We start from the raw sequence: 25,709 nt of genomic DNA on the forward strand, positions 1-25,709 counted from the left end.
AGACCCGCGCCTCCGGCCAAGGCCGAAGACCCGCGCCCCCGGCCGAGGCGGACCCGCGCCCCCCGGCCGAGGCAGGAGACCCGCCCCCGGGCCGGGCACCGGACTGCGGGGGTGACTCCCGCAGCCCGGGCCCGCGACGTCCGCCGGATCCTGCCCGGGCCCTCGCACTTCCCCCGGCCGCGCCGCGCAGCGCCTAGTGGGCCGCCGACTCCCAGTCCGCGCCCGAACCCACGGAGACGCCCAGGGGGACACGGAGGTCGACGGCGTTGGCCATCTCCCTGCGGACCAGTTCCTCGGCGGACGCCCGCTCCCCGGGGGCGACCTCCAGCACGATCTCGTCGTGGACCTGGAGGAGCATGCGGGAGGCGAGGCCTGCCTCCCGCAGGGCGTCGTCGACCTTGAGCATGGCGATCTTGACGATGTCGGCCGCCGTGCCCTGGATCGGCGCGTTGAGGGCCATCCGCTCGGCGGCCTCGCGGCGCTGGCGGTTGTCGCTGTTGAGGTCGGGCAGGTAGCGGCGGCGCCCGAAGAGCGTCGCCGTGTAGCCCGTCGCCCGGGCCTCGTCGACCGCCCGGCGCAGGTAGTCCCGTACGCCGCCGAACCGCTCGAAGTACGCGTCCATCAGGGCGCGGGCCTCGGCCGCCTCGATGTTCAGCTGCTGGGAGAGGCCGAAGGCGGAGAGGCCGTACGCCAGGCCGTACGACATGGCCTTGATCTTGCGGCGCATCTCGGCGTCGACGGCGGTCGGCTCGACCGCGAAGACCTGGGAGGCGGCTGTGGTGTGCAGGTCCTCGCCGGAGGTGAACGCCTCGATCAGGCCCTCGTCCTCGGAGAGGTGGGCCATCACGCGCAGTTCGATCTGGCTGTAGTCGGCCGTCATGAGGGACTCGAAGCCCTCGCCGACGACGAAGCCGCGGCGGATGGCGCGGCCCTCGTCGGTACGGACCGGGATGTTCTGCAGGTTCGGGTCGGTGGAGGACAGGCGGCCGGTGGCGGCGACCGTCTGGTTGAAGGTGGTGTGGATGCGGCCGTCCGCGGCGATCGTCTTGATCAGGCCCTCGACGGTGACGCGGAGCTTGGCCTGCTCGCGGTGGCGGAGCATGATCACCGGCAGTTCGTTGTCCGTCTGCGTGGCGAGCCATGCCAGGGCGTCGGCGTCCGTGGTGTAGCCGGTCTTGGTCCGCTTGGTCTTGGGCAGCGCCAGCTCGCCGAAGAGGACCTCCTGGAGCTGCTTGGGCGAGCCCAGGTTGAACTCGTGCCCGGCCGCCGCGTGGGCCTCCTTGACCGCCTGCTGGACGGCGCCGGCGAACATCTGCTCCATGGCCTCCAGGTGGGGCCGGTCGGCCGCGATGCCGTGCCGCTCCATACGGGCGAGCAGCGCGGACGTGGGCAGCTCCATGTCGCGCAGCAGGTCGGCGGCGCCGACCTCCTCCAGACGGCTCTCGAAAGCCTGGCCCAGGTCGAGGACGGCCCGGGCCTGGATCATCAGGGCCTCGGCCTCGGCGGCGTCGTCCGCGCCGAAGGCGAGCTGGCCGTCGGCCGCGGCGGCCGGGGTCAGCTCACGGTGCAGGTACTCCAGGGACAGCGCGTCCAGGTCGAAGGAGCGGCGGCCCGGCTTGACCAGGTACGCGGCGAGCGCGGTGTCCATGCGCACGCCCTCGACGCTCCAGCCGTGCTCCGCGAAGACACGCATGGCGCCCTTGGCGTTGTGGAAGACCTTGGGCCGCTCGGTGTCGGAGAGCCAGGCCGCGAAGGCCCGCTCGTCGGCCTCGTCCAGCTGGGAGGGGTCGAACCAGGCGGCGGGCCCTCCGGGCGCGGCGAGGGCGACCTCGGCGACGGAGCCGGTGCCGAGGGCCCAGGTGTCGACGGTGGCGACACCGAGGGGCTGCGTGCCGTGCTCGGTGAGCCAGGCGGGCAGCTCGCCGGTGCCGAGCACCGTGCCGTCCAGCTCCACGCCCTCGGCGTTGATCGGGGTGGTCTCGGCCTCCTCGGCGCCGGGGTCGACGGCGAAGAGCCGCTCGCGCAGCGACGGGTTGCGGATCTCCAGGGTGTCCAGGACCATCGCGACGGCCTTGCGGTCGTAAGGCGCGCGCTCCAGCTCGGTGACCCCCTTGGGCAGCTCGACGCGGCGCTCCAGTTCGGTGAGCCGGCGATTGAGCTTGACGGATTCCAGGTGGTCGCGGAGGTTCTGGCCGGCCTTGCCCTTGACCTCCTCGACGCGTTCGACGAGCTCCGCGAAGGAACCGAACTGGTTGATCCACTTCGCGGCGGTCTTCTCGCCGACACCGGGGATGCCGGGCAGGTTGTCCGAGGGGTCGCCGCGCAGGGCCGCGAAGTCGGGGTACTGAGCGGGCGTCAGTCCGTACTTCTCGAACACCTTCTCCGGGGTGAACCGGGTCAGCTCGGAGACGCCCTTGGTCGGGTACAGCACCGTGGTGTGCTCGCTGACCAGCTGGAACGAGTCGCGGTCGCCGGTGACGATCAGCACCTCGAAACCCTCGGCCTCGGCCTGGGTGGCGAGCGTGGCGATGACGTCGTCCGCCTCGAAGCCGTCCACCGCGAAGCGGGCGGCACCCATCGCGTCCAGCAGCTCGCAGATCAGATCGACCTGGCCCTTGAACTCGTCCGGGGTCTTGGAGCGGTTCGCCTTGTACTCCGTGAACTCCTGGGACCGCCACGTCTTGCGGGAGACGTCGAAGGCGACCGCGAAGTGCGTAGGCGCCTCGTCGCGCAGCGTGTTGGCGAGCATCGACGCGAAGCCGTAGATCGCGTTCGTCGGCTGGCCCGTCGCGGTGGTGAAGTTCTCCGCGGGCAGCGCGAAGAACGCGCGGTAGGCCAGCGAGTGCCCGTCCATGAGCATCAGTCGCGGCCGGCTGCCGCCGGAGGTCTGGTCGGTCGTCTTCGATGCTGTCTCTGCCACGCCCCCGATCCTGCCACGCCCCACTGACACTCGACCCCGCCCCCGCGAGTGCCGGGTTCGAGTAAGGCCCGCACCGGCCCCCGCCGGTACGGAGCTCGGGCGCCACCCGTATGCGGCAGCGCCCCCGCAAGTGCCGCGCTCGGGCAAGGCCCGCACCAGCCCCGCCCCGCAGCACGGAGCTCGGGCGCCACCCATACGCGGCCCCGCCCCCGCGAGTCCCGGACTCCGACCCCCCCCATACACGCCCCCGCCCCCGCGAGTCCCGGACTCCGGCGCCCCCCGTACACGCCCCCGCGAGTGCCGCGCTCGGGCAAGGCCCGCACCAGCCCCGCCCCGCAGCACGGAGCTCGGGCGCCACCCATACGCGGCCCCGCCCCCGCGAGTCCCGGGCTCGGGCGCCACGCACGGCGGGCCCCGCTCCCCCGCTTCCCCCCGGCCGCCTCCCCGGCCCGCCCGTACCCGCTGTCACCCCCGCGTGGGAGGATTTGGAGGCTTACCTCACAGCGCAGTCGAAGGGGAGTGTGCGATGGCGTCGAAGCCGCCCAAGAGCGATCCGGTCCAGGACGCGCCGCAGGTAGCCGGCCCGAAGCACGCGGCCGCCGGGCTCCCGGCGATCGGGCACACGCTGCGGATCGCCCAGCAGCAGATGGGTGTGAGGCGCACCGCGCTGACGCTGCTGAGCGTGAACCAGAAGGACGGCTTCGACTGCCCCGGCTGCGCCTGGCCCGAGCCGGAGCACCGGCACAAGGCGGAGTTCTGCGAGAACGGCGCCAAGGCCGTGGCCGAGGAGGCCACCCTGCGCCGGGTCACGCCCGAGTTCTTCGCCGCGCACCCGGTCGCCGACCTGGCCGGCCGCAGCGGCTACTGGCTGGGACAGCAGGGCCGGCTCACCCACCCCATGTACCTCCCCGAGGGCGGCTCGCACTACGAGCCGGTCACCTGGGAGCGCGCCTTCGACATCATCGGCGAGGAGATCGAGGCGCTGGCCTCCCCGGACGAGGCCGTCTTCTACACCTCCGGCCGCACCAGCAACGAAGCCGCGTTCCTCTACCAGCTGTTCGCCCGCGAGCTCGGCACGAACAACCTGCCCGACTGCTCGAACATGTGCCACGAGTCGTCCGGCTCGGCCCTGTCGGAGACGATCGGCATCGGCAAGGGCAGCGTGCTGCTGGAGGACCTCCACAAGGCCGACCTGATCATCGTCGCCGGGCAGAACCCGGGGACGAACCACCCGCGCATGCTGTCCGCGCTGGAGAAGGCCAAGGCGGGCGGCGCGAAGATCATCAGCGTCAATCCGCTGCCCGAGGCGGGCCTGGAGCGCTTCAAGAACCCGCAGACCCCGCAGGGCATGCTCAAGGGCGCGGCGCTCACCGATCTGTTCCTGCAGATCCGCATCGGCGGCGACCAGGCGCTGTTCCGCCTGCTGAACAAGCTGATCCTCCAGACGGACGGCGCGGTCGACGAGGCGTTCGTGCGGGAGCACACGCACGGCTACGAGGAGTTCGCCGAGGCCGCCCGCGCCGCCGACTGGGACGAGACGCTCACGGCGACCGGTCTGACCCGGGAAGAGATCGAGAAGGCCCTGGCGATGGTCCTCGGCTCGCAGCGCACCATCGTGTGCTGGGCGATGGGCCTCACCCAGCACAAGCACTCCGTCCCCACGATCCGGGAGGTCGTCAACTTCCTCCTGCTGCGCGGCAACATCGGCCGCCCGGGCGCGGGCGTGTGCCCGGTGCGCGGGCACTCGAACGTGCAGGGCGACCGCACGATGGGCATCTTCGAGCGGCCCGCCCCGGCGTTCCTGGACGCCCTGGAGAGGGAGTTCGGCTTCGCGCCCCCGCGCGAGCACGGCTATGACGTCGTGCGCGCCATCCGCGCCCTGCGCGACGGCGAGGCGAAGGTCTTCTTCGCCATGGGCGGCAACTTCGTCTCGGCGTCCCCCGACACGGACGTCACCGAGGCGGCGATGCGACGGGCCCGGCTGACCGTGCACGTGTCGACGAAGCTGAACCGCAGCCACGCGGTCACGGGTGCGCGTGCCCTGATCCTGCCGACGCTCGGCCGCACCGAGCGCGATCTGCAGGGCAGCGGCGAGCAGTTCGTGACGGTCGAGGACTCGATGGGCATGGTGCACGCCTCCCGGGGGCGCCTGGAGCCGGCGAGCCGGCACCTGCTCTCGGAGCCGGCCATCGTCAGCCGGCTGGCCCGCCGCGTGCTCGGTGAGAACAGCCGCACTCCGTGGGAGGAGTTCGAGAAGGACTACGCGACGATCCGGGACCGCATCGCGCGCGTGGTCCCGGGCTTCGAGGACTTCAACGCGCGCGTGGCCCGCCCCGGCGGCTTCGCGCTCCCCCACGCCCCGCGCGACGAGCGCCGCTTCCCCACGGCCACCGGCAAGGCCAACTTCACCGCCGCGCCCGTGGAGTTCCCGCGGCTGCCCGAGGGCCGCCTGCTGCTGCAGACGCTGCGCTCGCACGACCAGTACAACACCACGATCTACGGCCTCGACGACCGCTACCGGGGCATCAGGAACGGCCGCCGGGTGGTCCTGGTCAACCCCGAGGACGCGCGGGCCCTGAAGCTGGCGGACGGCGCGTACGTGGACCTGGTCGGCGAGTGGAGGGACGGCGTGGAGCGCCGGGCACCCGGTTTCCGTGTCGTGCACTACCCGACGGCCCGGGGCTGCGCGGCCGCGTACTACCCGGAGACCAACGTGCTGGTGCCGCTGGACGCCACCGCGGACACCAGCAACACCCCGGCCAGCAAGTCCGTCGTGGTGCGTCTGGAACAATCGGCGACCGACTGAGCGTTCGCTCAGTGAGACAGGCAGCCGAGTGACGAGGACGAACGGAGCCGGGCCCGATGGGTGAGCAGCAGCATGTGAAGTTCCCGCAAGAGGTCATCGACGAGTACGCCGCGCTCGGCGTGGACCTCCTGGCCCTGTTCTCGGCGGGCCACCTCGGGAACCGGATGGGCGTCCAGATCTCCGAGGCGTCGGCGGAGCGCGTCGTCGGGACCATGCCGGTGGAGGGCAACACCCAGCCCTACGGGCTGCTGCACGGCGGGGCCTCCGCGGTGCTGGCCGAGACCCTGGGCTCGATCGGGTCGATGCTGCACGGCGGCAGCTCCAAGATCGCCGTGGGAGTCGACCTGAACTGCACCCACCACCGCGGGGTGCGCTCCGGGCTGGTCACCGGTGTGGCCACGCCGGTGCACCGGGGGCGGTCGACCGCCACGTACGAGATCGTCATCACGGACGAGAACGACAAAAGGGTGTGCACGGCCCGGCTGACCTGCATGCTGCGCGACGTCAAGCCGGGCGACGAGGAACTCATCCGCGCGGCGAACTGACCGCCGGGCCGGACGCCGTACTCACCGGCGTGCCGCCCGACGTAGGGAAAACCCTGGAGAGGCGGGCGCGCTCTTGCCGCGGCCGCCCTCCAGGCACTTCACTGGCGCCCACCCCCACAGGAGAAGACCCGTCCCACCCGCAGAAGGGTTTCTCTTGACCTCCGTACGCGCCTTCGCCGTCACCGCCGCGGCCTGTGCCACCGTGCTCGCCACCGCGCTGCCGTCCGCCGCCATCAACTCCTACAACGCCACCCCCGCCCCCGAACGCACCGAGGTCGGCGCACTCGTGGCCACCTGGGACGACGACGGCGACCCGGCGACCCCCGACCGCGTCGACTGGGTCTGCTCCGGCACCATGATCGACGCGGACACCTTCCTGACCGCCGCGCACTGCACCTCGGACTGGCCCGACGGCGTGCGGTTCTACGTCTCCCTCGACCAGGACGTGCAGTCGGGCCTCGACGCGGCGGCCAGGAAGTACCCGGGCGACCCGGCCGCGCAGGCCGCCTCCGTCGCCGTTCCGGGCACCGCCCACACCCACCCCGCGTATCCGGGGCCCGCCTCCGACACCCACGACATCGCGGTGATCCAGCTCTCCGCCGCCCAGGTCAAGGCCCGCTGGAGCTTCACCCCGGCGACCCTGCCCACCGCGAACCAGCTCGGCGGACTCGGCCCGCAGGGCCTGAACGACACCGACTGGCTCGTCGCCGGATACGGCACCCAGGAGGCCGTCAACGGCCCCGGCGGCCAGACCCACCCGGGCGGCGGCGTCCGGATGAAGGCACCCGTCACCTTCAACGCCCTCAACGACTCCTGGGCCCGGCTCGCGATGACAGCGCCCCAGGGCAACGGCGGCGCCTGCTACGGCGATTCGGGCGGACCCAACTTCGCCGTGATCGGCGGCAGGCAGATCCTGGCCGCCACCACCATCACCGGTGACACCCCCTGCTACGCGACCAACGTGACGTACCGCCTGGACACCCCCGGCGCCCGCGCCTTCCTCTCGCCGTTCGTGAAGCTGCCGTAACCCGCGCCACCGGCCTGCGGCGGCACAGGACGCCACCGGCCGCACGGCACGGCCCGCCGCCCCGCCGCTCCGCGCACGACGCGGGCCGGCGGGGCGGCCCCGTGACGTGCTCGGGAGGGCCGGCCGGACACAGGCGGCCCCAACCCCTCGCACGAGCACCGCCGTTACCCCGCCGAGCCACTCAACCCGCGGCGCCCACAGGCGGGTCCGGCTCCGGCACCGCCACCGCACCGTCCGCGCCGTATCGCGCGCGGTCCCGGTCCGGAGAGCGACCGCCGTATCCCGTGGAATATCGCCGATTCCGATAGCGCGGAAGTTTTCTGTGTATAGACCACGCAATTCCTGGCGTGACGCTCCGTAACGCGTGCGCAATACAACGCCGCGGTTTCACCCTCGGCCGGGCCCACTCCCTGAACCTTTCCGATCTTGCTGGTCGGGCCCGCATTCCGGCAACCGCACGATCTCAGCCACGGCCAACCGGAAGTGCGGGTTCTCAGAATGCGGACCTCGGCGAAAAACCACCAAACCCGTCGAGAGGACCCGCCACGGAGACCGGGCATCCACGCCGTCATAACAAGAAAGTCACAAGCGAGCCCGCGCCGCTGACCCTGCCCTTACCCCGGGCTTAGAGTCACGGCCAGTCACCGCCTCCATCGGGAGTTCGGTACCAGCGCGGCACTCACCCCCCGACCAGGGCGGGGCCTGCCTGTGAAAGGACTGATTGTGCGACAGCGTTCCTTGGTGATTCTTACCTCCGTTCTCACGACCGGAGCTCTGACTCTCACCGCCTGCGGCTCCCGAGACGACAGCGGTGACAAGGGCGGAGACAACGGGAGCGGCACCACGCTGACCATCGGCGTCGACGCCCCCCTCTCCGGTGAGAACTCCACCACCGGCCTCGGCATCCAGTACGGCGCCCAGATCGCCATCGACGACGCCAACAAGAACAACTGGGTCCCGGGCGTGAAGTTCAAGCTCACGGCCCTGGACGACAAGGCGCAGCCCGCCACCGGCCAGTCCAACGCCACCAGCATCGTCGGCGACAAGACCGCCGTCGGCGCCGTCGGCCCGCTGAACTCCGGCGTCGCCCAGACGATGCAGCAGGTGTTCGCCTCGGCCAACATGGTCCAGATCTCCCCCGCGAACACCGCGCCCGAGCTCACCCAGGGCAAGAACTGGCAGACGGACAAGAAGCGTCCGTTCAAGACGTACTTCCGTACCGCCACCACCGACGAACTGCAGGGCAGCTTCGCCGCCGGCTACGCGTACAACGGCCTCAAGAAGAAGAAGGCCTTCGTCGTCGACGACAAGCAGACCTACGGCGCCGGCCTCGCGAAGATCTTCAACGAGCAGTACAAGAAGCTCGGCGGCAAGGTCGTCGGCACCGACCACGTCAACACCGGCGACAAGGACTTCGGTTCCCTCGTCACCAAGATCAAGAACTCCGGTGCCGACCTGCTCTACTACGGCGGCCAGTACGACGAGTCCGCGCTGATCACCAAGCAGCTCAAGGACGCCGGCGTCAAGATCCCGCTGTTCGGCGGCGACGGCATGTTCGCCTCCACCTACATCGAGGCCGCCGGCAAGTCCTCCGAGGGCGACCTCGCCACCGCCATCGGTGTCCCCGCCGACACCCTGCCCGCGGCCAAGACGTTCATCCAGACGTACAAGGACAAGGGCTACAAGGGCGACTACGGCGCGTACGGCGCCTACGCCTACGACGCCACCACCGCCATCATCAAGGCCGTCAAGGCCGCGGCCGACGCCAACGGCGGCAAGGTGCCCACCGACATCAACGACCTGCGCTCCAAGGTCGTCGAGGGTGTCCAGAAGTCCGACTTCGAAGGCCTCACCGGCAAGATCTCCTTCGACCAGTACGGCGACACCACCAACAAGCAGCTGACGGTCTACCAGGTCGAGAAGGGTGCCTGGAAGGACGTGGAGACCGGCACCGCCGACCTGAAGTAACCCGGCCCGCCACAACGCCGCACCACGGGCCGCGCGGAAGGAGGACCCCGACCGCGCGGCCCGTTTCCACACCCCCACACAGCACACGACCACGCACACATCCAGTGCACACGACCACCAGCGACATGGAGGCCATGCGGTGAACACCCTGCCGCAGCAGCTGGCCAACGGGCTGCTTCTCGGCTCGATGTACGGGCTGATCGCCATCGGCTACACGATGGTGTACGGCATCGTCCAGCTCATCAACTTCGCGCACGGCGAGATCTTCATGACCGGGGCCTTCGGAGCCCTCACGGTCTACTTCTACATCCTCCCCGACGGCACCTCGATGGCCATCGCCGTACCGATGATGCTCATCGGCGGCGCCCTCGTGGCCATCCTCATCGCCGTCGGAGCGGAACGGTTCGCCTACCGCCCCCTGCGCGGAGCCCCACGCCTGGCACCGCTCATCACGGCCATCGGCCTCTCCCTGGCCCTCCAGGAGGTCGTGCGCAACTTCTACCCCGGCGCCGACCGCGCCCGCGCCTTCCCCGGCCTCGACAACACCCACGAGATCGGCTCCGTCACCATCAAGGACGCCGACATCTTCCTCATCCTGGCCGCCGTCATCTGCATGGCCGCCCTCGCCCTCTTCGTGCGCCGCAGCCGCACCGGCCGCGCCATGCAGGCCACCGCGCAGGACCCCGACACCGCGCAGCTGATGGGCATCGACACCAACCGCATCATCGTGATCGCCTTCGCCATCGGCGGCTTCTTCGCCGCCGTCGCCGCCGTCGCCTACGGACTCAAGTACGGCAACGTCGACTACCGCATGGGCTTCCTCATGGGCCTCAAGGCCTTCACCGCGGCCGTCCTCGGCGGCATCGGCAACATCTACGGCGCCATGCTCGGCGGCATCGTCCTCGGCATCGCCGAAACCCTCGCCTCGGCCTACATCGACGAGATCCCGGGCATGCAGCAGCTCGGCGGCCAGAGCTGGGCCAACGTCTGGGCCTTCTGCCTCCTCATCCTCGTGCTCCTCTTCAGGCCACAGGGCCTGCTCGGCGAGCGCGTCGCGGACAGGGCGTGATCACATGACCGAGACGACCAAGACCCCGGCACCGGACGCCGTCCCCACCCCGACGCCCGCCCCGCGCGGTCTCATCCCGCTGCCCACCGCCGCCGCCCGCGGCCTGCTGCTCGCCGGCGGCGTCGCCACCGCCGCCTCCGCGTTCCTCGCGTGGACCTGGACCTCCGAGTTCCCCGGCGACCTCACCATCAACGGCTACCCCGGCGGCCTGCAGTGGCTGACCTTCACCGCCGGCGTCCTCACCACCCTGTTCGCGCTCGCCTCCTACGGCGTCCGCGGCCTCGGCTGGCTGCTGCCCGCCCGCAACAACGCGCCCCTGGTGCTCACCGCACTCGGCGGATTCACCGTCACCTGGTTCACCGTCATCGCCATCAGCGCCCAGCTCGGCGGCGTCATCAACCTCGAACCCGGTGGCTGGATAGCGGCCGTCGCCTCCCTGCTGCCCGTCCTCGGCGCCTTCGCCCTCCCCCAGGAGCGCCCCGGCACCGACGGCACCAAGGAAACCCTCAAGGCCTACGTCGCCAAGCCCGACCGCATCCCCGCCCCCCAGGCCACCGCGCCCTGGATCCAGCGGGCCGTCATCACCGTGGTCACCATCATCGGCCTCGGCGTCTTCACCTACGGCATCGACACCGAGTACGGCGAACTCTTCATCGGCTACCTCTTCGTCGTCACCTTCGCCATGGGGGCGCTGCACACCGCCGGCCTCCTCGACCGCTTCTCCGCGCTCGTCGCCGGCAACCGCAGCTTCACCCTCGCCATGGGCTTCGCGGCGGCCATCGCCTTCCCCTTCACCCAGACCGACGACCACTACGCCAACATCGGCGTCAACATCCTGATCTTCGGGACCGTGGCCCTCGGCCTCAACATCGTCGTCGGCCTCGCCGGACTCCTCGACCTCGGATACGTCGCCTTCCTCGGCGTCGGCGCCTACACCGCCGCCCTCGTCTCCGGCTCCGAGTTCTCCACCATCTCCGGCGTCCACCTGCCCTTCTGGGCCTCCGCCCTGGCCGGCGCCGCCGCCTCCCTCGTCTTCGGCGTCCTCATCGGCGCCCCGACCCTGCGACTGCGCGGCGACTACCTCGCCATCGTCACCCTCGGCTTCGGAGAGATCTTCCGCATCGCCGTCAACAACATGGACGGCCAGTCCGGACCCGACGTCACCAACGGCCCCAACGGCATCGCCTCCATCCCCGACCTGAACCTCTTCGGGTTCAACCTCGGCCAGGCCCACGACATCGGCGGATTCACCCTCGGCCGATTCGCCAACTACTACCTGCTGATGGTCCTCATCATGGCCATCGTGGTCCTGGTCTACACACGTGCCGCGGACTCCCGCATCGGCCGCTCCTGGATCGCCATCCGCGAGGACGAGACCGCCGCCACCGCCATGGGCATCAACGGCTTCCGCGTCAAGCTCGTCGCCTTCGCCCTCGGCGCCGCCCTCGCCGGCCTCGCCGGCACCGTCAGCGCCCACGTCACCTACAGCGTCGTCCCCACGCCGTACCAGTTCGCCGGCTCCACCCCGCCCAACTCCGCGTTCCTCCTGGCCGCGGTCGTCCTCGGCGGCATGGGCACCGTGGCCGGCCCGCTCCTCGGCGCGGCCCTGCTCTACCTGCTCCCCGAGAAGCTGGTCTTCCTCCAGGACAAGTCGCTCCTCGCCTTCGGCATCGCGCTCATCCTCCTGATGCGCTTCCGCCCCGAAGGCATCATCGCCAACCGCCGGCGCCAGCTCGAATTCCACGAGACCGGCCAACTCGACGTACCCAAACAGACCACGCTGACCGACGAACCGGCCGTCACCAAGGCGGGGGCGTAAGAACCATGACCACACCTGTACTCGAAGCACGCGACGTCACCATGCGCTTCGGCGGCCTCACCGCCGTACGCTCCGTCGACTTCACGGTCAACGCAGGCGAGATCGTCGGTCTCATCGGCCCCAACGGCGCCGGCAAGACCACCTTCTTCAACTGCCTGACCGGCCTCTACGTCCCCACCGAGGGCACCGTCTCCTACAAGGGCACCGTCCTCCCCCCCAAGCCCCACCTGGTCACCCAGGCCGGCATCGCCCGCACCTTCCAGAACATCCGCCTGTTCGCCAACATGACGGTCCTGGAAAACGTCCTCGTCGGACGCCACACCCGCACCAAGGAAGGCCTCTGGTCCGCCCTGCTGCGCGGCCCCGGCTTCAAGAAGGCCGAACGCGCCAGCGAGGAACGCGCCATGGAACTCCTGGAGTTCATCGGCCTCGCCCACAAGCGCGACCACCTCGCCCGCAACCTCCCCTACGGCGAACAGCGCAAGCTCGAGATCGCCCGCGCCATGGCCTCCGAGCCCGGCCTGCTGCTCCTCGACGAGCCCACCGCCGGCATGAACCCCCAGGAGACACGGGCCACCGAGGAACTGGTCTTCGCCATCCGCGACCGGGGCATCGCCGTCCTGCTCATCGAGCACGACATGCGCTTCGTCTTCAACCTCTCCGACCGCGTCGCCGTCCTCGTCCAGGGCGAAAAACTCGTCGAAGGCACCTCCGACGTCGTCCAGGCCGACGAGCGCGTCATCGCCGCCTACCTCGGCGAACCCTTCGAAGGCGACCCCGGAGAAGCCGAAGCCGCCGAGGTCGAGGCCGCCGAAGCCGCCGCCGAAGCGCCCAGCACCACCAGCAGCACCAAGGGAGAGGCCAAGTGACCGCACTGCTCGAGGTCGAAGACCTCAGGGTCTCCTACGGCAAGATCGAAGCCGTCAAGGGCATCTCCTTCAGCGTCGAAGCCGGCCAGGTCGTCACCCTCATCGGCACCAACGGCGCCGGCAAGACGACCACCCTGCGCACCCTGTCGGGCCTCCTCAAGCCCACCGCCGGAAAGATCCTCTTCGACGGCAAGCCGCTGAGCGGGGTCCCCGCCCACAAGATCGTCGCCCTGGGCCTCGCTCACTCCCCCGAGGGCCGGCACATCTTCCCCCGCCTCACCATCGCCGAGAACCTCCAGCTCGGAGCGTTCCTCCGCAAGGACAAGGACGGCATCGAGAAGGACATCCAGCGCGCCTACGACCTCTTCCCCATCCTGGGCGAACGTCGCAAGCAGGCCGCGGGAACCCTCTCCGGCGGCGAACAGCAGATGCTCGCCATGGGCCGCGCCCTCATGTCCCAGCCCAAGCTGCTCATGCTCGACGAGCCCTCCATGGGCCTCTCCCCGATCATGATGCAGAAGATCATGGCGACCATCTCCGAGCTCAAGTCCCAGGGCACGACGATCCTCCTCGTCGAACAGAACGCCCAGGCCGCGCTCTCCCTCGCCGACCAGGGCCACGTCATGGAGGTCGGCAACATCGTCCTCTCCGGGACGGGACAGGACCTGCTCCACGACGAGTCGGTGCGCAAGGCGTACCTGGGCGAGGACTGAGGTCCGGACCCGTACGCCAAGAGGCCCGCTCCCCCTCCGGTCCGGAAGGGGAGCGGGCCTCTCGCTCGTGACGCTCAGCCCTTGTCGGCCTTCTTCTCCTCGGCGTCCTGGATGACCGCCTCCGCGACCTGCTGCATCGACATCCGCCGGTCCATCGAGGTCTTCTGGATCCACCGGAACGCGGCCGGCTCGGTCAGCCCGTACTCCGTCTGCAGAATCGACTTCGCCCGGTCCACCAGCTTGCGCGTCTCCAGCCGGAGCGTGAGGTCGGCGACCTCCTTCTCCAGCTCCTTCAGCTCCGTGAACCGCGAGACGGCCATCTCGATCGCCGGCACGACATCCGTCTTGCTGAACGGCTTCACCAGATACGCCATCGCACCCGCGTCCCGCGCCCGCTCCACCAGGTCGCGCTGCGAGAACGCGGTCAGCATCAGCACCGGGGCGATGCTCTCCTCCGCGATCTTCTCGGCCGCCGAGATACCGTCCAGCTTCGGCATCTTCACATCGAGAATCACGAGGTCGGGCCGGTGCTCACGAGCCAGCTCCACCGCCTGCTCGCCGTCCCCGGCCTCACCGACGACGGTGTACCCCTCCTCCTCCAGCATCTCTTTGAGATCGAGCCGGATCAGCGCCTCGTCCTCGGCGATGACGACCCGCGTCGTCAACGGAGGCACGTGCGACTTGTCCTCTTCAGGCACGTCAACAGGCTGGGGCGACTCGGGGGCACTCACGTGGGCTCCTTGGTAGGGGCAGGCCGGTACTGCTCCCAAGAGCGTACCTAGCAGCGAGGCCGCACAGTGAACCGGTACACTGCTGGTCGGTCCCCTGACTTGCCCGGTTGGAGGAACTGGTCAGACTCGCGGCACTCAAAATGCCGTGCCCTTTGGGCATGTGGGTTCGAATCCCACACCGGGCACCGCAAGATCAAAGCGGAGTATCACGTTCGCGTGATCCTCCGCTTTTTGCTGCTCATGGTCACCCTGAGTGACCCAGAGTGGCCGCATGAACTTCCATGGCACTGACGTGCGACAGAAAGCTCTCACCCTGCTGCGGGGCGGCACGAGAAACGCAGACGTGGCCCGCAGCCTCGACGTGCCGCTGGGGACGGTCGGCTACTGGAAACACCTGGATCGGGCGAAGCGCGGCGAGTGTCCCGGTCGCCACGATCCCAAATGTCCGCGGTGCGACGGGCGGGACCTGGACGAGCCCGCCTATGCCTATCTGCTGGGCCTGTACCTCGGGGACGGACACATCAGCCACTACTCCGAGCACCGCGTACCCAACCTCATGATCACCTGCACGGAGTCATGGCCCGGGCTCATAGATGACTGCGAACAGGCCATGCGCGCGGTCTTCCCCGACAATTCCGTCTGCCGTGTCCGCAAGACCGGCTGCCGCAACGTGAAGGTCTACTCGAAGCACCTGCACTGCCTTTTCCCGCAGCACGGGCCCGGTAAGAAGCACGAACGCCCTATCGCCCTCGAATCCTGGCAACAGATCATCGTCGACGCCCACCCCTGGGAGTTCATCCGGGGACTCATTCACTCCGACGGCTGCCGGATCACGAACTGGACTACCCGGATGGTCGCAGGCGAGCGCAAGCGCTATGAGTATCCCCGGTACTTCTTCACCAACGTCTCCGACGACATCCGGCGGCTCTACACCGACACCCTGGACGCACTCGGCGTCGAATGGACGCTCTGCACCCGCGACGGCAACCCGTTCAACATCTCCGTCACCCGTAAGGCCTCCGTAGCCCTCATGGACGCCCACGTGGGCCCCAAGTACTGACGCATCTACTCCGCGATGTGGTGGACCCTGACCATGTTCGTCGAGCCCGAGACGCCGGGCGGGGAGCCGGACGTGATGACGACCGTGTCGCCGGGGCTGCAGCGGCCGTAGCGGAGCAGGAGTTCGTCGACCTGGTCGACCATCGCGTCCGTGGAGTCGACACACGGGCCGAGGAAGGTCTCGACGCCCCAGGTCAGGCTGAGCTGGGAGCGGGTCGCCTGGTCGGGGGTGAAGGCGAGGAGGGGGATCGGCGAGCGGTAGCGGGAGAGGCGGCGGGCGGTGTCGCCGGACTGGGTGAAGGCGACCAGGAAGCGGGCGCCCAGGAAGTCGCCCGTCTCGGCTGCCGCCCGGGCGACCGCGCCGCCCTGGGTGCGGGGTTTGTTGCGTTCGGTCAGGGGCGGGAGGCCCTTCGCCAGGATGTCTTCTTCTGCCGCTTCGACGATGCGGGCCATCGTGCGGACCGTCTCGATCGGGTGCTTGCCGACGCTCGTCTCACCGGAGAGCATCACCGCGTCGGTGCCGTCGATGACGGCGTTGGCGACGTCGGAGGCCTCGGCGCGGGTCGGGCGGGCGTTGTCGATCATCGAGTCGAGCATCTGGGTGGCGACGATGACCGGCTTGGCGTTGCGTTTGGCCAGCTTGATCGCGCGCTTTTGGACGATCGGGACCTGTTCGAGCGGCATTTCGACGCCGAGGTCGCCGCGGGCCACCATGATGCCGTCGAAGGCGGCGACGATCTCGTCGATGCTTTCGACGGCCTGGGGTTTTTCGATTTTGGCGATGACGGGGAGGCGGCGGCCTTCCTCGTCCATGATGCGGTGGACGTCCTGGATGTCGCGGCCGGAGCGGACGAAGGACAGGGCGATGACGTCGAAGCCGGTGCGCAGGGCCCAGCGGAGGTCGTCCTCGTCCTTCTTGGAGAGGGCGGGGACGGAGACGGCGACGCCGGGGAGGTTGAGGCCCTTGTGGTCGCTGATCACGCCGCCTTCGAGGACGGTGGTGTGGATGCGGGGGCCGTCGACGGAGGTGACCTTGAGGCAGACCTTGCCGTCGTCGACGAGGATGCGTTCGCCGGTGGTGACGTCGGCGGCGAGGCCGGCGTAGGTGGTTCCGCAGATGTCGCGGTCGCCTTCGACGCCTTCTTCGACGGTGAGGGTGAAGCTGTCTCCGCGGTCGAGGAGTACGGGGCCTTCGGTGAAGCGGCCGAGCCTGATCTTCGGGCCTTGGAGGTCGGCGAGGAGGCCGACGCTGCGGCCGGTCTCGTCGGCTGCTTTGCGGACCCGGTGGTAGCGCTCCTCGTGTTCGGCGTGGCCGCCGTGGCTGAGGTTGAAGCGGGCTACGTCCATGCCGGCGTCGACCAGGTCTTTGATCCGGTCGTACGAGTCGGTGGCGGGTCCAAGGGTGCAGACGATTTTTGCTCGGCGCATGGAAGGAGCCTATGAGCTACCGGCCGGTAGTGAATTGGCCGGGCATGGCCGCTCAACGGACTTTGCGTGAAGCGTTATTGACCGCATTGAATTGTGCGGAGGGGCGCTCCGATGAGCGCCCGCGGAATATTCGGTCGCGTTTTCGGAAATGGGTGCGCGGGAGTGCTTACAGCCGGGGCGGCACCATGGTGAAACGGGCGTTGATCTGGGCGTGGACGCGTTGGCGCTGGGGTTCGAGGTCGAGGGGGGCGGGGGTGTCCTCGGTGGCGCCGGCGAAGGCCGCGGAGCGCATGCGGCCGGGGGCCTGGGGGTAGGCCGGCGGTGCGCTCTCGGCGCCGATGTCGGCGAGTTCGACCAAGGCGGCCAGGCTGGTGCCGAGGGCTTCCGCGTACTCGCGTGCGCGCTGAACCGCTTCGTGCACGGCCTTCTTGCGGGCTTCGCGGTGGGCGGGTGAGTCGGGGCGCAGGGTCCACCAGGGGCCGTCGACCCGCGTGAGTTCGAGGTCGGCGAGTCGGGTGGTGAGTTCACCCAGGGCGGTGAAGTCGGTGAGTTCGGCGGTGACGCGGACGCTGCCGTGGTAGGTGCGAACGCGTTCGCCGCGGCCGTGTTTGGTGAGTTCCGGCGTGATGGAGAAGGCGCCGGTCTCCAGGCGCTCGACGGCGTCCCCGTAGGACTTGACGAGGTCGAGGACGCCGGCGTTGCGGCGGGTGAGGTCCTCGAGGGCGGAGCGGCGGTCACGGCCGCGGGCGGCGACGGTGATGCCGATGCGGGCGATCTCGGGGTCGACTTCGAGGCGGGCCTCGCCGCGGACGGCGATGCGCGGGGCTTCGGGCGTGCCGTAGGGGACGGCGGGCTGGGGGTCGTCTGGGGTGGCCGCGGTCATACGCCCCACTCTGTCATGTCTGGGCCGATTGACGGCCTTGGATCCGGAAGCCGAGTCATCAGATCGCAACCTGCCGGGTCTGTTGCGGCCGGTCATGGACGGGTCAGAATCTACGCGCGTTATCTACGCGCGTCGTTCACAGATTCCGCAGGGGAGCCAGACATGCCGTTGAACCGCCGGAAGTTCCTGGAGAAGTCCGCCGTGACCGGGGCGGGGGTGGCGCTGGCGGGTGCGGTCTCGGCGCCGGGCGCGCAGGCGGCCGAAGCCGGGCGGGGCGCCAAGCGGTACGCGTTCACCGTGCTGGGGACGACGGACCTGCACGGCAACGTCTTCAACTGGGACTACTTCACGGACAAGGAGTTCGACGACAAGGACCACAACGACGTCGGCCTCGCGAAGGTCTCGACGCTGGTGAACCGGGTCCGGGAGGAGAAGGGCCGCCGCAACACGCTGCTGATCGACGCGGGTGACACCATCCAGGGCACGCAGCTGTCGTACTACTACGCCAAGGTCGACCCGATCACGGCCGAGGGCGGCCCGGTTCACCCGATGGCGCAGGCGATGAACGCCATGGAGTATGACGCGGCGGCGCTGGGCAACCACGAGTTCAACTACGGCATTCCGGTGCTGCGCAAGTTCGAGCAGCAGTGCCGTTTCCCGCTGCTGGGGGCGAACGCGCTGGACGCGAAGACGCTGCGGCCGGCGTTCGCGCCGTACAGCATGCACCGGCTGCGCACCCCGTTCGGGCGGGACGTGAAGGTGGCGGTGCTGGGGCTGACGAACCCGGGCATCGCGATCTGGGACAAGGCGAACGTGCAGGGCAAGATGACGTTCCCGGGTCTGGAGGAGCAGGCGGCGAAGTGGGTGCCGAAGCTGCGGTCGATGGGCGCGGACGTGGTCATCGTCTCGGCGCACAGCGGCTCGTCGGGGACGTCGTCCTACGGTGACCAGCTGCCCTACATCGAGAACGCGGCCGCCCTGGTGGCCGAGCAGGTGCCGGGCATCGACGCGATCCTGGTCGGGCACGCGCACACGGAGATCCCCCAGTACTTCGTCACCAACAAGAAGACCGGCAAGCAGGTCGTGCTGTCGGAGCCGCTGAAGTGGGGGCAGCGGCTGACGCTGTTCGACTTCGAGCTGGTCTTCGAGAAGGGCTGCTGGAAGGTCGAGAAGGTGGGCGCGAAGGTCCTCAACTCCAACACCGTGGAGGAGGACCCGAAGATCACGAAGCTGCTCTCCGACGAGCACGAGAAGGTCGTGGCGTACGTCAACCAGGTCATCGGCACGAACGCGGCGGAGATGACCTCCGCCGAGGCGCCGTACAAGGACGTGCCGATCATCGACCTGATCAACCACATCCAGGCGGACACGGTGAAGCAGGCCCTGGCGGGCACGGAGCACGCCGCGCTGCCGGTGCTGTCGCAGGCGGCGTGCTTCTCGCGCAGCGCGCGGATCCCGGCGGGCCAGGTGACGATCCGGGACGTGGCGGGTCTGTACGTCTTCGAGAACACGCTCGAGGCGCGTCTGATGACGGGCGCGCAGATGAAGGCGTACCTGGAGTTCTCGGCGAACTACTTCGTGCAGACCGCGCCGGACGCCCCGGTGGAGGCGGCGAAGCTGACGAACGCGGGCGGCACGCCGGACTACAACTACGACGTGGTGAGCGGTCTGTCGTACGAGATCGACATCGCGAAGCCGGCCGGGTCGCGGGTGACGAACGTGCGGTTCGAGGGGCAGCCGCTCGCGGACGACGCGCAGTTCGTGTTCGCGGTGAACAACTACCGGGCCAACGGCGGCGGGAACTTCCCGCACGTCGCCGCGGCCCGGGTGCTGTGGTCGAACTCGGAGGAGATCCGCAACACCATGATCGGCTGGGTGAAGGCGAAGGGGTCGATCGACCCGGCCGTCTTCGCGGGGGTGGACTGGAAGCTCACGCGCAACGGCACGCCCGTCTTCTGAGCCGCGCGCCGCGTCACCTTCGGTCGTCGACGAGCGGGGTCAGTGCCGGTGCCTCGCGGGGCGGCGGGACGTGTGCCCGCTGGGTGAGGCCGAAGGTGGTGAAGGCGGTGCGGGCGGGGAGTGCGTAGGCCTCCCCGCCCGTCAGGGAGTTGAGGATGATCGCGCTGCGCCAGGCGGCGAGGCCGAGGTCGGGGGCGCCCACACCGTGGGTGTGGATCTCGGCGTTCTGGACGTGGACCGTGCCGGTGACGGACGGGTCGAGGACGAGCCGGTGGTCCTCGTCGATGCGGGGCCGCTCCTGGTTGTCGCGGCGCATGTAGGGGTCGAGGCCGGCGAGGATCCGGTCGAGGGGGCGTTCGCGGTAGCCGGTGGCGAGGACGACGGCGTCGGTGGTGAGGCGGGAGCGGCTGTTCTGCAGGTCGTGCTCCAGGTGCAGCTCCACTTTGGTCGTGGCGACCCGCCCGGCGGTGCGGACCCTCACGCCGGGGGTGAGGACGGCGTCGGGCCAGCCGCCGTGCAGGGTGCGGCGGTAGAGCTCGTCGTGGACGGCGGCGATGGTGGCGGCGTCGATGCCCTTGTGCAGCTGCCACTGGCCCTCGACGAGCCGGTCGCGGGTGGACTCGGGCAGGGCGTGGAAGTAGCGGGTGTGGTCGGGGGTGAAGTGCTCCAGGCCGAGCTTGGAGTACTCCATGGGCGCGAAGGCCCCGGTGCGGCCCAGCCAGTGCAGTTTCTCGCGCCCGGCGGGCCGGTTGCGCAGCAGGTCGAGGAAGACCTCGGCGCCGGACTGCCCGATGCCGACGACCGTGACGTGGTCGGCGGCGAGCAGCGCGGAGCGGTGTTCGAGGTAGTCGGCGGCGTGCACGACGGGTACGCCGGGGGCCTCGACGAGGGGCCTGAGGGGGTCGGGGACGTAGGGCTCGGTTCCGATGCCGAGGACGACGTCGCGGGTGTAGGTGCGGCCGAGGGCTTCTGCTTCTCCGTCGCTGTCGAGCTGGGTGAAGTCGACCTCGAAGACGTCGCGTTCGGGGTTCCAGCGGACGGCGTCGACCTGGTAGCCGAAGCGGAGCCCCGGGAGGTTCTCGCTGACCCAGCGGCAGTAGGCGTCGTACTCGGCGCGCTGGATGTGGAAGCGCTCGGCGAAGTAGAAGGGGAAGAGCCGCTCGCGGGACCTGAGGTAGTTGAGGAAGGTCCAGGGGCTGGTGGGGTCGGCCAGGGTGACCAGGTCGGCGAGGAAGGGGACCTGGATGGTGGCGCCGTCGATGAGCAGGCCGGGGTGCCAGGCGAAGGCGGGGTTCTGGTCGTAGAAGACGGTGTCGAGGCCGTCGAGCGGGTGGGCGAGTGCGGCCAGGGAGAGGTTGGCGGGGCCGATGCCGATGCCGACGAGGTCGCGGGGGGCGTCGGGGTCGGGGGTCGGTGCGGGGTTCATCGGGGGGTGTGTCCTTCCACGAGGGTGGCTCGGCTCGCTGCCGCGAGGTGCAGCAGGGCTGCCAGGTCGTCGGGCCCGGTGGCGGGGTTGAGGAGGGTGGCCTTGAGCCAGAGCCGGCCGTCGAGGCGGGCCCGGCCCAGGACGGCGTGGCCGTCGGTGAGCAGGGCGCGGCGTACGGCGGCCACGGTGGCGTCGGTGGCGCCGGTGGGCCGGAACAGCACGGTGCTGATGGCGGGCGGGGCGTGCAGTTCGAAGCCGGGGTGGGCGTCGACGAGGGCGGCGAACTGCCGGGCGTGTGCGCAGACCTGGTCGACGAGGGCTCCGAGGCCACTGCGCCCCAGGGTTTTGAGGGTGACGGCGAGTTTGAGGACGTCGGGGCGGCGGGTGGTCCGCAGGGACCGGCCGAGCAGGTCGGGCAGGCCGGCCTCGGTGTCGTCGTCGGCGTTGAGGTAGTCGGCGTGCTGGCGCAGGGCGGTGAGGTCGCGGGGGTCCCGGACGGCGAGGAGGCCGGCGGCGACCGGTTGCCAGCCGAGTTTGTGCAGGTCGAGGGTGACGGTGTGGGCGGCGTCGAGTCCGGTGAGGCGGGCGCGGTGGCGGTCGCTGAAGAGGAGGCCTCCGCCGTAGGCGGCGTCGATGTGCAGCCGGGCGCCGTGGGCGGCGCAGCGGGCGGCGATCTCGGGCAGCGGGTCGATGCGTCCGGCGTCGGTGGTGCCGGCGGTGGCGGCGACGAGCAGCGGGCCGGGCAGGCCGCTGAGGATCTGGTCGAGCGCGTCGGGGTCGAGCGTGCCGCCCGGGGCGGGTACGACGACGGGGTCGGGCAGTCCGAGCAGCCAGGCGGCGCGGGGCAGTGAGTGGTGGGCGTTGGCCCCGCACACGAGCCGGACGGATCCGCCGTGGGCTTCCCGGGCGAGGAGCAGGGCGAGTTGGTTGGACTCGGTGCCGCCGGTGGTGACGAGGGCGTCGGCCGTGCCGTCCTCCGGGTAGATCTCCCGGGCCAGCACGCCTGCCGCCAGGGCCTCCAGTTCCGAGGCCGCCGGGGCCTGGTCCCAGGAGTCCAGGGAGGGGTTGAGGGCCGAGGCGGCGAGGTCGGCGGCGGTGGCGACGGCGAGGGGCGGGCAGTGCAGGTGGGCCGCGCACAGCGGGTGGGCCGGGTCGGCTGCGCCTTCCGCGAAGGCCCGGACCAGGGTGGGCAGGGCGTGGGGGTCGCCCCGGTCGGGCAGGAGCTCCCCCACGGCTTCCCGCAGGCGGGCGGCGACCGCGTCGGGCCCTCCCGCGGGCAGCGGCCCGCCCCGGGTCCGGGCGCCGGTGTCCAGCGCTTCGAGGACGGTGCCGAGCAACGGCCGCAGGGCACGGGGGCCGTCGGGGCCTGAGGCGAGGGGCGGCGTGCTCATGGGGTTGACCTCCGGGGCGCGGGGCGAGACGCCCGTACGGCTCAACGACCCGACCCGGGTGGAGGTATCTCCCGGACGGGAAACCCGGCCGAAGCGGCGCGGCCGTCGGTCTCGGCTCCCGAGGGGGCCGCGTGGTCCCTGGTCCGGGCGGCGGAGGGGCGGGAGAGGTGGCCCCGGTGCTGGACGGGCGGGTCTGTCCCGGTGATGGGCCGGCAAGCCGCCCCGGTGCGCGGGCGGGGGCCGCCCCCGGTCGTACACGGGGAGCCGCCCCGGACACGGCATCCGACCCGCCACAGCGGCGGAAGGGACCAGCCCGCCCGTCGCATACCCCATGCCGTCGGCTCCACCTCTCGCCGACCCTGGCTCGCTGGACACGCCCGGTCATGCCCAGGCGGGGCCGCCCCCAGTCATACGCAGGCGGGGCCGCCCCCGGTCCTACACGGGGAGCCGCCCCGGACAGGGCAGCCGACCCGCCACAGCGGCGGAAAGGACCAGCCCGCCCGTCGCGTACCCCATGCCGTCGGCTCCACCTCTCGCCGTCCCAGGCCTCACCTGCCGCCCTACACGGCCGTCGGCCCCGGCTCTCGCCGCGCCCCTAGTTCTCCCTGGCCCGCTGGACCCGCAACGCCCGTGCCAGGTCGTCCAGTTGGTCGACCAGTTTGCGGCGCAGCGCCGGGATCGGGTCGGCGTCGCGCAGGCATGCCTCGCCGAGGCGGAGGGTGTCGGCGTCGACGGCGTGTGCGGGGAAGGCCCAGCGGCCCGCCGCCTCCGCCATGGCGGGGCCGCGGCGGTCGGCGACGGCGACCGCGTCGGCGTAGTAACGCCCGACGTATTCGCGTACCAGGTCGGCCTGTTCGGGCTGCCAGAAGCCGCGGGCGGTGGCGGTGAAGAGGTAGTTGGACAGGTCGTCGGTGCCGAACATCGTCTGCCAGGCGCGGGCCTTGGCCTCGGGGTCGGGCAGGGCGGCGCGGCAGCGGGCGGCTCCTTCCTGGCCGGTGGCGCTCGGGTCGCGTTCCAGTTCGGCGGCGATGGTGGCCTCGTCGGTCGCGCCGAGGACGGCGAGCCGGGCGAGTACGCGCCAGCGCAGCTCGGGGTCGAGTTCGGGGCCGCCGGGGACGGTGCCGTCGGCGAGCCAGGCGGCGATGGTGTCGGGGTGGGCGGCCACGTCGATGCGGTGGCGTACGGCGATCAGGCGCAGCCCGGGGTTGTCGCCGTCCTCGGTGCGGCGGATGAGGTCGCGGCACAGTTCGGAGAGGGTGGCGAGTGCGGCGGGCCGCTCCTCGGGGGTGAGGTAGCGGTCGGCGATGTACGTGGAGGCGAAGGCGAGCACGCCCTGGACGATGGCGAGATCCGTCTCCAGCGGGAGGTGGGTGCGGGCGGTCTCCAGGTAGGCGTGGGGGGCGAGTTCGCCGTCGCGGACGGCGTCCCGCAGGGCGTTCCAGACGATCGCGCGAGTGAGCGGCTCGGGCAGTCCGGACAGGTCCTTGCGCACGGTCTCGAAGGACTCGGCGTCGAAGCGGACCTTGGCGTAGGTGAGGTCGCCGTCGTTGAGGAGGAGCAGGGCGGGCCGCTTGCCGATGGGGTGGGCTTCGGTGTGCGGGAGGTCGAGGTGGAGGCGCTCGCGCAGGACGAGCTGGCCGCCGTCGTCACCGAGGTCGCGGTCGTAGAGGCCGGCGGCGATGCGGTGCGGGCGGCTGCCGGTGCGGTCGACGGTGAGGGCGCAGGTGCCGTGCTCGCCGGGGGTGATGTGCGGGGTGAGGGTGTCGACGCCGGTGGTGCGCAGCCAGGCGTCGGCCCAGGCGTGGACGTCGCGGTCGGTGGCGCCGGCGAGGTTGTCGATGAAGTCGGCGAGGGTGGCGTTGCCGTACTTGTGCCGGGCGAAGTGGGTGTTGATGCCGGCGAGGAAGTCCTTCTCGCCGAGCCAGGCGACCAGTTGCCGCAGTGCGCTGGCGCCCTTGGCGTAGGAGATGCCGTCGAAGTTGAGCAGCGCGGAGGCGGTGTCGTCGACGGCCTCGGGGGCGACGGGGTGGGTGGAGGGGCGCTGGTCGGCGTCGTAGCCCCAGGACTTGCGGGTGACGCCGAAGTCGGTCCAGGTGTCCGTGAAGCGGGTGGCTTCGGTGAGGGTCTGGTAGCCCATGTACTCGGCGAAGGACTCGTTCAGCCAGATGTCGTCCCACCACTTGAGGGTGACGAGGTCGCCGAACCACATGTGGGCCATCTCGTGGGCGACGACCATGGCGCGGGTCTGGCGTTCGGTGTCGGTGACGGCGGAGCGGTAGACGAATTCGTCGCGGAAGGTGACCAGGCCCGGGTTCTCCATGGCGCCGGCGTTGAACTCGGGGACGAAGGCCTGGTCGTAGGAGTCGAACGGGTAGGGCTCGTCGAACTTCTCGTGGTAGCGGTCGAAGCAGGCGCGGGTGACGTCGAGGAGTTCGTCGGCGTCGGCGTCCAGGTGGGGGGCGAGGGAGCGGCGGCAGTGCAGGCCGAAGGGCAGGCCGCGGTGTTCGGTGCGCACGGAGTGCCAGGGGCCCGCGGCGACGGCGACCAGGTAGGTGGAGATGCGCGGTGTGGTGGCCGCCTTCCATACGCCGTCGGTCTGTTCGGTGATGCCGTTGGCGAGGACGGTCCAGTGGGGCGGGGCCGTCACGGACAGTTCGAAGACGGCCTTGAGGTCGGGCTGGTCGAAGGTGGCGAAGACGCGCTGGACGTCGTCCATGAACAGCTGGGTGTAGACGTAGGTCTCGCCATCGGTGGGGTCGGTGAAGCGGTGCATGCCCTCGCCGGTGCGGGAGTAGCGCATCCGGGCGTCCACGTGCAGTTCGTGCTCGCCGGCGGTGAGGTGCGGCAGGGCGAGCCGGTTGCCGTCCAGCGTCTCCGGGTTCAGGGGGTGTCCGTCGAGGGTGACGGAGCGCAGCTCGGCGGGCTTGAGCTCGACGAAGGTGTCCCCGTCCACGCGGGTGGCGAACCTGATCAGGGTGCGGGAGCCGAAGGTCTCGTCTCCACCGGTCAGGTCGAGTTCGATCGTGTAGTGGTGGACGTCGAGGAGCTCTGCTCGGGTCTGCGCTTCGTCGCGCGTCAGTACGGACATGCGAGACA

17 protein-coding genes and 1 tRNA gene are annotated in these 25,709 nt (G+C 70.5%); 11 read left to right on the forward strand and 7 right to left on the reverse strand.

The window, feature by feature from the left end; genetic code table 11:
- Nucleotides 1–193: 193 nt before the first annotated feature.
- A complete protein-coding gene (gene polA, locus AB0F04_RS08490) occupies nt 194–2,920 on the reverse strand; it encodes a DNA polymerase I (protein WP_362039157.1) in 2,727 nt (908 codons plus the stop codon).
- A gap of 526 nt (nt 2,921–3,446) precedes the next feature.
- Between polA and AB0F04_RS08495 the strand changes: the two genes are divergently transcribed.
- From AB0F04_RS08495 to AB0F04_RS08530, 8 genes are all read left to right on the forward strand, one after another.
- Nucleotides 3,447–5,726, forward strand: coding sequence for an FdhF/YdeP family oxidoreductase (locus tag AB0F04_RS08495; protein WP_362039158.1), 2,280 nt, complete (start codon nt 3,447–3,449; stop codon nt 5,724–5,726).
- Nucleotides 5,727–5,782: 56 nt separating this feature from the next.
- Complete coding sequence (locus tag AB0F04_RS08500) at nt 5,783–6,271, forward strand: hotdog fold thioesterase (protein WP_362039160.1); 489 nt, start codon at nt 5,783–5,785, stop codon at nt 6,269–6,271.
- A 154-nt stretch (nt 6,272–6,425) separates the two neighbouring features.
- A complete protein-coding gene (locus tag AB0F04_RS08505) occupies nt 6,426–7,298 on the forward strand; it encodes a trypsin-like serine protease (protein WP_362039162.1) in 873 nt (290 codons plus the stop codon).
- 738 nt (nt 7,299–8,036) lie between these two features.
- Nucleotides 8,037–9,266, forward strand: a complete 1,230-nt coding sequence (locus AB0F04_RS08510) for a branched-chain amino acid ABC transporter substrate-binding protein (RefSeq protein ID WP_362039791.1) — start codon at nt 8,037–8,039, stop codon at nt 9,264–9,266.
- A gap of 139 nt (nt 9,267–9,405) precedes the next feature.
- The gene (locus AB0F04_RS08515; protein WP_362039164.1) at nt 9,406–10,335 is read left to right on the forward strand and encodes a branched-chain amino acid ABC transporter permease; all 930 of its coding nucleotides are present in this window, start codon (nt 9,406–9,408) and stop codon (nt 10,333–10,335) included.
- Between the two features lie 4 nt (nt 10,336–10,339).
- Entirely contained in the window at nt 10,340–12,154 is a 1,815-nt protein-coding gene (locus AB0F04_RS08520) for a branched-chain amino acid ABC transporter permease (RefSeq protein WP_362039166.1), read from the forward strand.
- A gap of 5 nt (nt 12,155–12,159) precedes the next feature.
- Entirely contained in the window at nt 12,160–13,023 is an 864-nt protein-coding gene (locus AB0F04_RS08525; protein ID WP_104779424.1) for an ABC transporter ATP-binding protein, read from the forward strand.
- Nucleotides 13,020–13,736 (forward strand): ABC transporter ATP-binding protein, encoded by a 717-nt coding sequence (locus tag AB0F04_RS08530; RefSeq protein WP_053671307.1) that lies wholly within the window; start codon nt 13,020–13,022, stop codon nt 13,734–13,736. The genes AB0F04_RS08525 and AB0F04_RS08530 overlap by 4 nt, the downstream gene beginning before the upstream one ends.
- 74 nt (nt 13,737–13,810) lie before the next feature.
- Here AB0F04_RS08530 and AB0F04_RS08535 read toward each other — a convergent pair whose 3' ends face one another.
- Nucleotides 13,811–14,467, reverse strand: a complete 657-nt coding sequence (locus tag AB0F04_RS08535; RefSeq protein WP_362039168.1) for a response regulator — start codon at nt 14,465–14,467, stop codon at nt 13,811–13,813.
- A 101-nt stretch (nt 14,468–14,568) separates the two neighbouring features.
- Between AB0F04_RS08535 and AB0F04_RS08540 the strand changes: the two genes are divergently transcribed.
- A tRNA-Leu gene (locus AB0F04_RS08540) sits at nt 14,569–14,652 on the forward strand.
- Nucleotides 14,653–14,738: 86 nt separating this feature from the next.
- On the forward strand, nt 14,739–15,527 hold the full coding sequence (locus AB0F04_RS08545) for a helix-turn-helix domain-containing protein (RefSeq protein WP_362039170.1): 789 nt from the start codon (nt 14,739–14,741) through the stop codon (nt 15,525–15,527).
- Nucleotides 15,528–15,532: 5 nt separating this feature from the next.
- Here AB0F04_RS08545 and pyk read toward each other — a convergent pair whose 3' ends face one another.
- Nucleotides 15,533–16,954 (reverse strand): pyruvate kinase, encoded by a 1,422-nt coding sequence (pyk, locus tag AB0F04_RS08550; RefSeq protein ID WP_362039172.1) that lies wholly within the window; start codon nt 16,952–16,954, stop codon nt 15,533–15,535.
- Between the two features lie 166 nt (nt 16,955–17,120).
- Nucleotides 17,121–17,837: an SIMPL domain-containing protein gene (locus AB0F04_RS08555; RefSeq protein WP_362039175.1), complete on the reverse strand. Its 717-nt coding sequence runs from the start codon at nt 17,835–17,837 to the stop codon at nt 17,121–17,123.
- A gap of 162 nt (nt 17,838–17,999) precedes the next feature.
- On the opposite strand from AB0F04_RS08555, the gene AB0F04_RS08560 reads away from it, so the two are divergent.
- Nucleotides 18,000–19,796, forward strand: coding sequence for a 5'-nucleotidase C-terminal domain-containing protein (locus tag AB0F04_RS08560; protein ID WP_362039177.1), 1,797 nt, complete (start codon nt 18,000–18,002; stop codon nt 19,794–19,796).
- Nucleotides 19,797–19,809: 13 nt separating this feature from the next.
- Here AB0F04_RS08560 and AB0F04_RS08565 read toward each other — a convergent pair whose 3' ends face one another.
- From AB0F04_RS08565 to pepN, 3 genes are all read right to left on the reverse strand, one after another.
- A complete protein-coding gene (locus tag AB0F04_RS08565) occupies nt 19,810–21,222 on the reverse strand; it encodes a SidA/IucD/PvdA family monooxygenase (RefSeq protein ID WP_362039179.1) in 1,413 nt (470 codons plus the stop codon).
- On the reverse strand, nt 21,219–22,613 hold the full coding sequence (locus AB0F04_RS08570) for an aminotransferase class V-fold PLP-dependent enzyme (RefSeq protein ID WP_362039181.1): 1,395 nt from the start codon (nt 22,611–22,613) through the stop codon (nt 21,219–21,221). The genes AB0F04_RS08565 and AB0F04_RS08570 overlap by 4 nt, the downstream gene beginning before the upstream one ends.
- 595 nt (nt 22,614–23,208) lie before the next feature.
- Nucleotides 23,209–25,701, reverse strand: coding sequence for an aminopeptidase N (gene pepN, locus AB0F04_RS08575; protein ID WP_362039183.1), 2,493 nt, complete (start codon nt 25,699–25,701; stop codon nt 23,209–23,211).
- Nucleotides 25,702–25,709: the final 8 nt, after the last annotated feature.

It is taken from the genome of Streptomyces sp. NPDC029041 (assembly GCF_040637515.1).
Classification (GTDB): domain Bacteria; phylum Actinomycetota; class Actinomycetes; order Streptomycetales; family Streptomycetaceae; genus Streptomyces.

Excerpts from the sequence above, each read along its gene's own strand:
- AB0F04_RS08500 (WP_362039160.1), top strand. The coding sequence starts at position 5,783 with ATGGGTGAGCAGCAGCATGTGAAGTTCCCGCAAGAGGTCATCGACGAG.
- AB0F04_RS08520 (WP_362039166.1), top strand. The coding sequence starts at position 10,340 with ATGACCGAGACGACCAAGACCCCGGCACCGGACGCCGTCCCCACCCCG.
- AB0F04_RS08495 (WP_362039158.1), top strand. The coding sequence starts at position 3,447 with ATGGCGTCGAAGCCGCCCAAGAGCGATCCGGTCCAGGACGCGCCGCAG.
- AB0F04_RS08560 (WP_362039177.1), top strand. The coding sequence starts at position 18,000 with ATGCCGTTGAACCGCCGGAAGTTCCTGGAGAAGTCCGCCGTGACCGGG.
- AB0F04_RS08565 (WP_362039179.1), bottom strand. The coding sequence starts at position 21,222 with ATGAACCCCGCACCGACCCCCGACCCCGACGCCCCCCGCGACCTCGTC.
- pyk (WP_362039172.1), bottom strand. The coding sequence starts at position 16,954 with ATGCGCCGAGCAAAAATCGTCTGCACCCTTGGACCCGCCACCGACTCG.
- AB0F04_RS08555 (WP_362039175.1), bottom strand. The coding sequence starts at position 17,837 with ATGACCGCGGCCACCCCAGACGACCCCCAGCCCGCCGTCCCCTACGGC.
- pepN (WP_362039183.1), bottom strand. The coding sequence starts at position 25,701 with ATGTCCGTACTGACGCGCGACGAAGCGCAGACCCGAGCAGAGCTCCTC.
- AB0F04_RS08570 (WP_362039181.1), bottom strand. The coding sequence starts at position 22,613 with ATGAGCACGCCGCCCCTCGCCTCAGGCCCCGACGGCCCCCGTGCCCTG.
- AB0F04_RS08525 (WP_104779424.1), top strand. The coding sequence starts at position 12,160 with ATGACCACACCTGTACTCGAAGCACGCGACGTCACCATGCGCTTCGGC.
- AB0F04_RS08545 (WP_362039170.1), top strand. The coding sequence starts at position 14,739 with ATGAACTTCCATGGCACTGACGTGCGACAGAAAGCTCTCACCCTGCTG.